At 68.1% G+C, this 11087-nt stretch carries 7 protein-coding genes; 5 read left to right on the forward strand and 2 right to left on the reverse strand.

What is annotated here, in order from left to right:
- Window positions 1–6 precede the first annotated feature (6 nt).
- Together ACFCV3_RS12305 and ACFCV3_RS12310 are read right to left on the reverse strand one after the other, a co-directional pair.
- The gene (locus ACFCV3_RS12305; RefSeq protein ID WP_376029318.1) at window positions 7–1320 is read right to left on the reverse strand and encodes an ABC transporter substrate-binding protein; all 1314 of its coding nucleotides are present in this window, start codon (window positions 1318–1320) and stop codon (window positions 7–9) included.
- Window positions 1317–2381 (reverse strand): LacI family DNA-binding transcriptional regulator, encoded by a 1065-nt coding sequence (locus tag ACFCV3_RS12310; RefSeq protein ID WP_376029320.1) that lies wholly within the window; start codon window positions 2379–2381, stop codon window positions 1317–1319. Before ACFCV3_RS12310 ends, ACFCV3_RS12305 begins: the two co-directional genes overlap by 4 nt.
- Window positions 2382–2454: 73 nt before the next feature.
- On the opposite strand from ACFCV3_RS12310, the gene ACFCV3_RS12315 reads away from it, so the two are divergent.
- The 5 genes from ACFCV3_RS12315 to araA all read left to right on the forward strand — a co-directional run bounded on the left by ACFCV3_RS12315 (window position 2455) and on the right by araA (window position 11084).
- Entirely contained in the window at window positions 2455–4539 is a 2085-nt protein-coding gene (locus tag ACFCV3_RS12315) for a glycoside hydrolase family 36 protein (RefSeq protein WP_376029322.1), read from the forward strand.
- On the forward strand, window positions 4536–7181 hold the full coding sequence (locus ACFCV3_RS12320) for a CBM35 domain-containing protein (protein ID WP_376029325.1): 2646 nt from the start codon (window positions 4536–4538) through the stop codon (window positions 7179–7181). The genes ACFCV3_RS12315 and ACFCV3_RS12320 overlap by 4 nt, the downstream gene beginning before the upstream one ends.
- 71 nt (window positions 7182–7252) lie before the next feature.
- Complete coding sequence (gene araB, locus ACFCV3_RS12325) at window positions 7253–8932, forward strand: ribulokinase (RefSeq protein ID WP_376029327.1); 1680 nt, start codon at window positions 7253–7255, stop codon at window positions 8930–8932.
- A complete protein-coding gene (locus ACFCV3_RS12330; protein ID WP_376029329.1) occupies window positions 8929–9582 on the forward strand; it encodes an L-ribulose-5-phosphate 4-epimerase in 654 nt (217 codons plus the stop codon). The genes araB and ACFCV3_RS12330 overlap by 4 nt, the downstream gene beginning before the upstream one ends.
- Window positions 9579–11084, forward strand: coding sequence for an L-arabinose isomerase (gene araA, locus ACFCV3_RS12335; RefSeq protein ID WP_376029331.1), 1506 nt, complete (start codon window positions 9579–9581; stop codon window positions 11082–11084). The genes ACFCV3_RS12330 and araA overlap by 4 nt, the downstream gene beginning before the upstream one ends.
- The last annotated feature ends 3 nt before the right edge of the window (window positions 11085–11087 follow it).

Consider the following 11087-nt stretch of genomic DNA (forward strand, 5'->3'; position numbering starts at 1 on the left):
TCCCTCTCAGAAGCCGGGCGCGCCGATGGCCTGGGCGAGCTGCTCGAACTGGGCCTGCGTCGCGGATGCCACCTTCTCCGGGGTCGCCTGGCCGGCCAGCATGTTGGCCAGGTTCAGGTAGAGGTCCGGGTTGACGATGGCCAGCACCTGCATCGAGCCGACCGAGTCACCGAGCGAGGCGGCATTGGCCTTCAGCGCGTCCGGGACGGTCGCGGGCGTCTCCACGCCGGTCTGGATCGACACGGTGTTCAGCTCCTTCACGAACCCCGGGTACGCCGTACCGAGCCAGTACGACAGGAATTGCCGGGCCGCCGCCTCGCGCTGGGCGTCACCGGTCTTGAAGGCGATCAGCGCGTTCGACTGGTCCGGGATCACGGTTCCGACGTTGCCGCCCGGCGAGATCGGGAAGAAGCCGATCTTCTTGTTCAGCTCGGCTGTCGTCGACTGTGCCTGCAGCTGGCTGAAGAAGGTGTTGACCTGGATCGCCATCGCGGCCTCACCGGCCAGCAACGCCTTGCCCTGGTCGACGAATGTTGCGGACGTGATGTTCTTGTTGAACAGCCCTTCGTCCACAAGACTCTTGTACTTCGTGATCGCGCCCAGGATCGCCGGATCGGTGAACTTCTCCTGCCCCGTGTTCACCTTGTCCCACAGCCCTTGTTTCGCGGCGTCGGCGAGCTGCACCTGGACCCACCACTGGGTCGCCCACTTCTCGCCGCCCATCTCGTAGAACGGCACGCCACCCTGCGCCTTGATCTTGCGGGCGTCGGCGAGCATCCCGTCGAAGTTCTTCGGGGTCGCGGCGATACCGTACTTCGCGAAGACCTCCTTGTTGTACCAGACGCCTTCCACTGCGGGGACGGTCACCAGGGCCGCATACCGGGTGTTGTCGAGGATGCCGGTGGAGTCCTTCAGCGCGGGCGTGTACTTGCCGACGAACGGCGCGCCGTCGAGCGGCTGCAGGTTCTGCTTGGCGTTGATTGCGGTGAGCTGGGACGCGGTCGGCTGCCAGAACGCGAGGTCCGGTTTGTCGCCGGAGGCAACCTTCGTCTGGACGCTCTGCTCGTACGGATCCGGGACGGTGAGGATGTTCACCTTGGCGCCGGTGGCCGCCGAGAAGTCCGCACTGACCTTCTTGGCCACAGCGTTGCTGTTCTGAGCGGCCCAGATGGTCAGGTTCACCCCGTCCAGCTTCGTCGTCTCGGCCGGCCACGAGGCCGCCGTACTCGCACCAGCCGATCCGGCGCCGGGATCGCTGCAGGCTGCGGCCAGCAGCACGACGGCCGTGGCCATGATCAGGGGATTGCGCAGTCTGTTCATCGGTGGTCCTTGTCTTGAGGTGCTGGGCCGGTGCTCTCCCGTACGACGAGAGCCGGTGCCGCGACTTGTTCGGGATCCGGGCCGTCCCCCAGCAGCTCGAACGCGCGGCGGCCGAGTGCGGCGAAGTCGAACCTGACCGTGGTCAGGGCAGGAGTGAGGAAGGCAGCACCGGGTACGTCGTCGAAGCCGACGACACTGAGGTCATCAGGGATCCGGAGGCCGCGATCGTGGGCGGCACGCATGACTCCGAGTGCCTGGTCGTCGTTTCCACAGAGAACTGCTGTCACCGTGGGGTCGAGCAGGAGTTCCAGCGCGGCCTCGTGCGCGCCCGCCATACTCCAGTCGCGCAGGCGCACTACGTCCGGAACCGGAGCACCCGCCGCCTGCAACGCGCGCTTCCAGCCACGCTGGCGATCACCGACACCGGTGGTCGAGGGAATCGCGATGTGATGCACGGTGCGATGCCCGAGGCCCAGCAGGTGCTCGGTGGCGTGCTGCGCGGCCAGGATGTCGTCGAACCAGGTCCAGCGCGCGCTGTCCGCGGACGGTGTCCGTCGCCCCAGGTAGGACTCGGCCGCAGCCGACGACCTCACGTTCGCCGGCAGAGCCTGCAGCGCACGAGCACCGGCCCGGTCGAAGGCCAGCACGATCACCGCACCCGCACGCGGATCGCTGACCCCTTCGACAGCAGTCGCAATGTCGTCCGGGCGATCGGATTCCAGCACCCGGATAGCAACCTGTACGCCGGCCGCTCTGGCCGCCTCCTCGATTCCGCCGAGCGTCTCCGCGTAGCCGTACAGGCGGGTGTTCGAGGTCAGCACGGTGACCGTCCGATCGCTGCCGTGGGCCAGTGCCCGCGCAGCCCGGCTCGGCCGGTAGCCGAGCACGGCGATGGCCGCGTTGACCTTCTCCCGGGCCCGCTCACTGACGTTCGGATGACCGTTGATCACGCGTGAGACGGTCTGGTAGGACACCCCGGCGGCCGCCCCGACATCGCGGATCGATGCGGCGGCGGGATCCGGATCCGCAGCTCCTCCGTCATTGTGACCGTTCACAATCATGGCTAGAGTGTTAGCGATAACAGGATCGAGCGCAAGCCCCTGTTACGGATCCGCTCCCGCCACCTGGAGTCCTATGTCCCACGACGAGATCGTCTGGTCCCTCGGCACGTTCACCCTGGTTCTGTCTCTCGCGGACGGCACCCCGCGGCTCAGCCGCGTCCACCTCGACGGGCAGGACGTGGTTCACCCCGCCACTCCCCTACCGCTGGTCGAGCTCGGCGTGGTCGGTTCCGGCCGATCGTGGTCGGCCCGCCGGTACGTCGACTCACTCGCCGGCAACCGCCTCGCCTATCAACACCACACCCTGCAAGCCGATGGAGCCGAGCTCGTCGTCACCAGCCTCGACGAAAGCAGCGGCCTCAGTGTCACCACAACGCTGTCCGCGGTGCCCGACTCCGGCGCTCTGCGGATCCGCACCCGGCTACTCAACAGCGGCACCGAAGACGTCGACCTGACGTGGGTCACCTCCGCAGTCTGGGGTGGGACGCTGGCAGGCGCACCCTTCGAATCCCTGCGAGTGTGGTGGGCCGACAACGACTGGCTCGCTGAGAACCGCTGGACCTCGGCGGCCACCCGCGAGGTCCTGCCGGACCTCAACTGGGAGGCGCACAAGATCGATCCACGCGGCACCTTCGCCCGGACGGCGCTCGGGGCCTGGTCGACCGACGGAACCCTGCCGCTCGGCGTGGTCACCGACGAAGTGAGCGGCCTGGCCGTCGGGTGGCAGCTGGAGCACAACGGAGGCTGGCACTGGCAGGCCGGTGAACGCGCCGACGGACTGTATGTGAGTCTGCTCGGCCCGACCGAGACCGAGCACGATTGGTACTGCCGACTGGCTCCCGGTCAGGAGTTCACCACCGTGCCGGTGACCATAGCCTTTGCCAGCAACGGATTCGAGGGCATCGTCGCCGCGTTGACGACAGCCCGGCGGCACGGCCGGCGTCCGCACCCGGACCACACCGGGCTCCCGGTCGTCTTCAACGACTACATGAACACGCTGATGGGCGACCCCACCACGGCCAAGCTGTTGCCGCTGATCGACGCCGCGGCCGCGGTCGGCGCCGAGACGTTCTGCATCGACGCGGGCTGGTACGACGACGATGCCCAAGGCTGGTGGGACAGCGTCGGAGCGTGGGAGCCCGCGCCGAATCGCTTCCCTGGCGGGCTGTCCGAAGTACTGGATCACATCCGCGACCGTGGCATGGTTTCCGGGCTGTGGCTGGAGCCGGAGATGGTCGGGGTCCGCAGCCCGATCGCCGAGAGCCTGCCGGACGAGGCCTTCTTCCAGCGGCACGGCCGCCGGGTCGTGGAGCATGGTCGCTACCAACTCGACCTGCGGAACCCACTTGCGCGCAAACACCTCGACCAGGTCATCGACCGGCTCGTCGGCGGTCTGGGCGTCGGCTACCTGAAACTCGACCACAACATCAACTTCGGTTCCGGCACCGACCACGACGCGATCTCGGCGGGCGCCGGTCTGCTTGGCCACAACCGGGCGTTCCTGCAATGGATCGACGGCATCCTCGACCGCTACCCACATCTGACTCTCGAGAACTGTTCGTCAGGTGGCATGCGGGTGGACTACGCCATGCTGTCGCATCTGCAACTGCAGTCCACCAGCGACCAGCAGGATCCGCTGTACTACCCACCCATCGCTGCCGCGGCCGCCGCCGCGATCACACCGGAGCAGGCCGCCAGTTGGGTCTACCCTCAGCCCACGTTCTCCGATGAGCTCATCGCGTTCACGATGACAGCCGGACTACTCGGCCGCCTGCATCTATCAGGGCATCTGGACAAGATGACCGACGACCAGCGCACCCTCGTCACCGAGGCGATCGACACCTATCGGACCTTCCGTCCGTTCGTCGCCACCGCCGTACCGTTCTGGCCGCTGGGTCTGCCCCGGTGGGAGGACGAGTGGATCGCGCATGGCCTGCGCGACGACCAGCAAGCACTGCTGGCCGTCTGGCGACGTGGCGGCTCGGACAGCTGCCTCGTTCCGCTGCCGTCCGGAGGCGAGCTCGAAGTGCTTTACCCGAAGGCGACCGACGCGACGATCGAGCGTGTCGAGGCCGACGGTGTACCCGCTGTGCGAATCACCCTCCCCCACACCCACCAAGCAGTCGTCCTGGCTGTCGGAGACAGGAGCGCGCAATGAGGAGTCTCGTCAAGATCATGGCCACCACAGCAGCTGTAGCCATCACTGCCGCCGGCCTGTCCGTCCCGGCCGCCGCCGCGGATCCCAGCACCGACGTCCTGAGCGTCGACTTCGCGCAGACGACCGGAGCCTTCCGGGGCGGCGCGACCGGCACCTTGTACGGGTTCGGAGACGAGGGTGCGCCGACCCAAGCACTCGTCAACGGTGCCGCCATCACGAACATCTCGCAGAAGGCGCCGTACGGGACCCAGCATCCGAGCGGTGACGCGCTCAAGGTCGAGGACGGCTTCTTCGCCAAGCACGGCAAGGACATGTACATCTACGTCCAGGACTACTACCCCGACTGGCCGTACCACGGTGGTGTCCGGCCGGACAACTACCTGGAGATCGTCGAGGTCGTGGCGGAGGCAGTCGCGACCAAGTCCGCGCGGCCGAAGGACTACGTCTTCATCCCGTTCAACGAACCGGACGGCGGCAACTGGTACGCGAACTGGTCGACGATGAAGAACACGTTCCTGGCGGACTGGAAGGCGGCGTACACGAAGATCCAGGAGGTGTACGCGCGGCACGGTCTCGGGCACGCCCGCATCGGTGGCCCTGGCGACACCGGCTGGCAGCCGGCCCGGTCCGCGGACATCCTCAGCTACGCCAAGGCCAACAACGTGCTGCCCGATGTCTTCATCTGGCACGAGCTCGGCATCGACAATCTCCGGACCTTCCGGTCGCACGCCGCCGACTACCGCCGGCTGGAGTCCAGCCTCGGGATCGGGCCGATCCCGATCAACATCACCGAGTACGGGATGCTCCGCGACATGGGCACTCCCGGTCAGCTCGTCCAGTGGCTGTCGATCATGGAAGACCTCAAGGTCGACGGGCAGACGGCGTACTGGAACTACGCCGGCAACTTCAACGACAACAGCGCCCGCACCAACTCCGCCAACGCAGGCTGGTGGCTCTACAAGTGGTACGGCGACCTCGCCGGCAGCCGGACCGTCAAGGTGACCCCACCCGCGCTCAACACGGTCGACACCCTGCAAGCGATCGGGGCCGTCGACACCACGAACAAGCGCGCCACCGTCCTGTACGGCGGCGGCAGCAAAACCGTGTCACTCAACCTGACCGGGCTCGACCCAGCGGTCTTCGGCAGCAAGGTCGATGTCGAGATCCGCGAGAACACGCTCTCCGGTACCGAAGGTGTGGCCGGTACCCCGCCGGTGATCAAGGTGCTCGACGGTGTCGCCCTGGTGAACGGCGCCGTCGCCTTCGACGTACCGACCTATGACCGGTACGCCGCCTACCAGGTCGTCGTCACCCCGGAGCAGGACCGCACGCTCGCGGCCGGGGCGGTCTGGTCGGCCCGGACCGAGGCGGAGAACACGGCGCTCACCGCGGCCACGGTCTACACCCAGGACCCGCAGGCCGGTGGCGGCTGGAAGTTCCTCGCCTCCGGCGGCCGTGATGTCGGGTCGTTCAACCAGCCGACCTCCAAAGCGGACTGGACCGTCACCGTTCCGCGCACCGGTAAGTACCGGTTCCAGGTGATCGGCGCGACTCCCGGCAAACCCGGGCGGCATGCACTGTTCGTCGACGGAACGCAGTCGACGATCGTCCAGTACGCCGCCGATCTGGCCCTGACGGACTATCAGAAGTGGCAGTACCGCGGCAGCTCCGAGGTAACGATCCCTTTGACCGCCGGGCAACACACCCTGTCACTACGCGCGAGCGCTGACGGCATCGCCGTACTGCCGAACTCGGACATCACCCTGGACAAGTTCCTGCTCACCGATGTCACCGACGGTGAGCCGACTGTCTATCCCGCTTCCACCCTGCGGTACGCCGGTGGCGCCAAGGTCACGTACGGCACGACCGGAGCCCGCGGCTACGGCTCGGTGCGGGGTGCCGGTCAGCGGGCCGATGTCTACGCCAACGCCTGGGAGACCGGGTACTACGACATCTCCCTCGACTACCGGACCTCCGCCGCGGCATCCACCGACCTCCGGGTGAACGGTCGCCCCGTCGCCAAGCTCACCGCGGCGCGCGCCGGCGGCTGGCGGTCCACTGCACGGGTGCGACTGGCGCAGGGCATCAACGAGTTGGAGCTGAGCTCGTCCGCCGGGATCCTGCTGAAGCAGGTCACCACGACTCGGGTCCCGGCAGCGGACAGTGCGGCGATCACCATTGAGGCCGAGAACGCCGTACGGCACGGCACGACAGTCGTGAACACCTATCCGCCGGCGTCGGGGAGCAACGCGTCCGGGCTGAAGGCGCTCGGGTACGTCGGCAAGGGCGCCGGCAACACGTTCGAGATCCCGCGCGGACCCGGGTTCGACAAGCCCGGTGCCTATGACATCACCGTGAGCTACGCGAACGCCGAGCTCGGCGGCGCGCACGCCTACAACCCGCAGGTAGTCGACCGGCGACTCGAGGTGACCGAGACCGGCGGCGCCTCCGCGCACGCGTACTTCCGGTACACCTACGCCTGGGACAGCTTCCTCGAACGAACCATCGCGGTGCAGCTGAGGACGGCCGGCGGATCACTGGTGTTCGGCAACGCCGAAGCCTTCGCGCCCGACGTCGACAAGATCACCGTCGCGCCCGTCGTTCTCGGGATGCCTATTACGTTGCAGCGCGCTGACTGTTAGCGTTAACTCCTGGCGGTTGTCCGCCGACCGTCAGCCGCACCACACCCGGCCATCACCACAGAGGGCACGCAATGACCGAGAATGTTAACGCTCACAGTCAGTACGTCGTCGGGGTCGACTTCGGAACGCTCTCCGGCCGGGCCGTGGTCGTCCGGGTCTCGGACGGCGCCGAAGTGGGCACGGCGGTGTACGAGTACCGGCACGGCGTGATCGAGAACCGGCTGCCCGGGTCCGATATCGCCCTCGGGCCCGCCTGGGCGTTGCAGGCGCCGAGCAACTGGCGCGACGTACTGCGGAACGCGGTCCCGGAGGCGGTCGCGGCGGCCGGGATCCCGGTGGACGAGGTGATCGGTATCGGCACCGACTTCACCGCGTGCACCGTGCTGCCGACGCTCGCCGACGGCACGCCGCTGTGCGAGGTGCGCGGGATGTGGTTCCGCCCGCACGCGTGGCCCAAGTTGTGGAAGCACCACGCTGCGCAACCGCAGGCGGACCGGATCAACGCCGTCGCGGAACAGCGGGGCGAGCCCTGGCTTTCGCGGTACGGCGGCCGGATCTCGTCCGAGTGGCAGTTCGCCAAAGCGCTGCAGGTGCTCGAGGAGGATCCGGAGACGTACCGGCGTGCCGATCGCTGGATCGAGGCGGCCGACTGGATCGTCTGGCAGCTGACCGGTGTCGAGACCCGCAATGTGTGCACGGCCGGCTACAAGGGCATCCACACCGAGGACGGCTACCCGTCCCGGGAGTATCTGGAGGCCCTGAACCCCGCGTTCGGTGATTTCACCGCCAAGCTGGAGCATCCCCTGTCCCCGCTCGGCGGACTGGCCGGCCGCCTGACCACCGAAGCCGCGGCGCTGACCGGCCTTCCCGCAGGGATCGCCGTTGCGATCGGCAATGTGGACGCCCATGTCACCGCGGCCGCGGCCGACGCCGTACGACCCGGCCAGCTGGTCGCGATCATGGGTACGTCGACCTGCCACGTGATGTCGTCCGAGCAGCTCGCCGAGGTTCCCGGGATGTGTGGCGTCGTCCGGGACGGCATCGTCGACGGTCTGTGGGGCTACGAGGCCGGGCAGTCGGCGGTGGGCGACATCTTCGGCTGGTTCGTGGACACCTGCGTACCGCGTGAGTATCACGCCGAAGCCGAGCGTCGCGGTGTGACGGTGCACGACCATCTCGCCGCGCTCGCCGAGCAGCAGGCGGTCGGACGGCACGGGCTGATCGCCCTCGACTGGCACAACGGCAACCGGTCCGTCCTGGTCGACCACGACCTGTCCGCCGTGGTGATCGGCCAGACGCTCGAAACCAAGCCGGAAGACACCTACCGCGCACTCATCGAGGCGACCGCGTTCGGAACCCGCACGATCCTCGATGCCTTCGACAAGTCCGGCGTACCGGTCAACGAGTTCATCGTCGCCGGCGGGCTGCTCAAGAACCGGTTGGTGATGCAGATCTACGCCGACGTGCTGCGGCGCCCGTTGTCGGTGATCAAGTCCGCCCAGGGGCCTGCCCTTGGGTCCGCGATCCACGCGGCCGTTGCCGCTGGCACCTATCCGGATGTGCCCAGCGCAGCGGCCGCGATGGGCGGCCGCACCGAGGCCGCCTTCGTCCCAGACTCTGACCGTGCCGATGTCTACGACCGCTTGTACGCCGAGTACCGCGACCTGCACGACTATTTCGCAGGCGAGCGGCACGGCGGTAGCGGCGTACTGCACCGGCTCCGCGCTCTCCGGAACGAGGTAGCCAAGTGACCGTCAACCGGCTCCGCGAAGAAGTCTGCGCGCTGCACAACGAACTGGTCCGCAACGGCCTGGTCGCCTGGACGGCCGGCAACGTGTCTGGCCGGGTCCCCGGCGAGGACCTGTTCGTCATCAAGCCGAGCGGGATCTCGTACGACGACCTCAATCCCGACGCGATCGTGGTGTGCGACCTGGACGGGAAGGTGGTCGAGGGCGACTTCGATCCCTCCAGCGACACCGCGGCCCACGCCTACGTGTACCGCGAGATGCCTGAGATCGGTGGCGTCGTGCACACGCACTCGACGTACGCGACCGCCTGGGCCGCGCGGGCCGAGGCGATCCCGTGCGTCCTGACCGCGATGGCCGACGAGTTCGGCGGCGAGATCCCGGTCGGGCCGTTCGCCCTGATCGGGAACGACGACATCGGCCGCGGCATCGTGGCCACGCTGTCCGGGCACCGCTCCCCCGCGGTTCTGATGCAGAACCACGGCGTGTTCACGATCGGCAAGGACGCGAAGGCGGCCGTAAAGGCGGCGGTGATGTGCGAGGACGTCGCCCGCACCGTGCACCTCGCCCGCCAGGCCGGCGACCTGACACCCATCGCCGCGGAAGACATCGACCGGCTCTACGACCGGTACCAGAACGTGTACGGCCAACGATGACGGAGACACCTATGACCTCGACCGAAGTCTGGTTCCTGACCGGCAGCCAGGGCCTGTACGGCGCGGAAACCCTGCGCCAGGTGGCCGACCAGTCGCGCAGCCTGGCCGAGCAGCTGGAAGCATCCGGGGACCTCGCTCCCCGAGTGGTCTGGAAGGAGGTGCTCACCGACGCGGACTCGATCCGCCGGGTCTGCCTGGAGGCGAACGCGAGCGACTCCTGTATCGGCGTGATCGCGTGGATGCACACCTTCTCCCCCGCCAAGATGTGGATCGCCGGCCTCGACGCCCTCCGCACGCCGCTGCTGCACCTGCACACGCAGGCGAACGTCGAGTTGCCGTGGGCAACGATCGACATGGACTTCATGAACCTGAACCAGGCCGCGCACGGCGACCGCGAGTTCGGCTACGTGCAGACCCGCCTCGGCGTGGCCAGGACCACGGTGGCCGGTCACGTCGCCGACCCGGCCGTCCGCGCCCGGATCGGGGTCTGGACCCGCGCGGCGGCAGGGTACGCGGCCATGCGGACCATGCGGGTCGCTCGCTTCGGTGACAACATGCGCGATGTCGCGGTGACCGAGGGCGACAAGGTCGAGGCCCAGCTGCACTTCGGGGTCTCGGTCAACACGTACGGAGTGAACGACCTGGTCGCGGTCGTCGACGAGATCTCCGACTCAGCCGTCGATACGCTGCTCAAGGAGTACGACTTCGACGTCGTACCGGAGTTGCGTCCTGGCGGTGAGCGGCACGAGTCGCTGCGATACGCCGCCCGGATCGAGGCCGGACTCCGCGCCTTCCTCACCGACGGTGGTTTCACCGCGTTCACGACGAACTTCGAGGACCTCGGCGGACTGCGGCAGCTCCCCGGCCTCGCGGTCCAGCGGCTGATGGCCGATGGCTACGGCTTCGGAGGCGAGGGCGACTGGAAGACGTCCGTCCTGCTGCGCACGCTGAAGGTTGCGGCCGGCGACCTGCCCGGCGGTACGTCGTTCATGGAGGACTACACGTACGACCTGACCCCGGGCGCGGAGCGGATCCTCGGTGCACACATGCTGGAGGTCTGCCCGTCCATCGCCGCCGGCACCCCGACCTGCGAGATCCACCCGCTCGGCATCGGCGGCCGCGAGGACCCGGTCCGCCTGGTCTTCGACGCGGCACCCGGCCCGGCCGTGGTGATCGGGATGGCGGACATGGGCGATCGCTTCCGCCTCGTTGCCAACGAGATCGACGTGGTCGTCGCCGACCACGCACTCCCCCAGCTCCCGGTGGCCCGGGCCGTGTGGACGCCGCGCCCGAACCTGCGCACGTCGGCCGAGGCCTGGCTGACCGCGGGCGGCCCGCACCACACAGTGCTCAGTACGGCGCTCGGTATCGACGAACTCGCCGACCTCGCCGAGATGACGCACACCGAACTCGCAGTCATCGACGCCGACACCACCACCCGCCGCTTCACCCAGGAACTCCGCTGGAGCCAGGCCTACTACCGCCTCGCCCGAGGCTTCTGACTG

This window comes from Kribbella sp. NPDC056345, from assembly GCF_042262745.1.
Lineage (GTDB): Bacteria > Actinomycetota > Actinomycetes > Propionibacteriales > Kribbellaceae > Kribbella.

Bases quoted from the DNA above. Each gene is read 5' to 3' on its own strand.
- ACFCV3_RS12310 (WP_376029320.1), bottom strand. From the start codon at position 2,381: ATGATTGTGAACGGTCACAATGACGGAGGAGCTGCGGATCCGGATCCC.
- ACFCV3_RS12320 (WP_376029325.1), top strand. From the start codon at position 4,536: ATGAGGAGTCTCGTCAAGATCATGGCCACCACAGCAGCTGTAGCCATC.
- araA (WP_376029331.1), top strand. From the start codon at position 9,579: ATGACGGAGACACCTATGACCTCGACCGAAGTCTGGTTCCTGACCGGC.
- ACFCV3_RS12315 (WP_376029322.1), top strand. From the start codon at position 2,455: ATGTCCCACGACGAGATCGTCTGGTCCCTCGGCACGTTCACCCTGGTT.
- ACFCV3_RS12305 (WP_376029318.1), bottom strand. From the start codon at position 1,320: ATGAACAGACTGCGCAATCCCCTGATCATGGCCACGGCCGTCGTGCTG.
- araB (WP_376029327.1), top strand. From the start codon at position 7,253: ATGACCGAGAATGTTAACGCTCACAGTCAGTACGTCGTCGGGGTCGAC.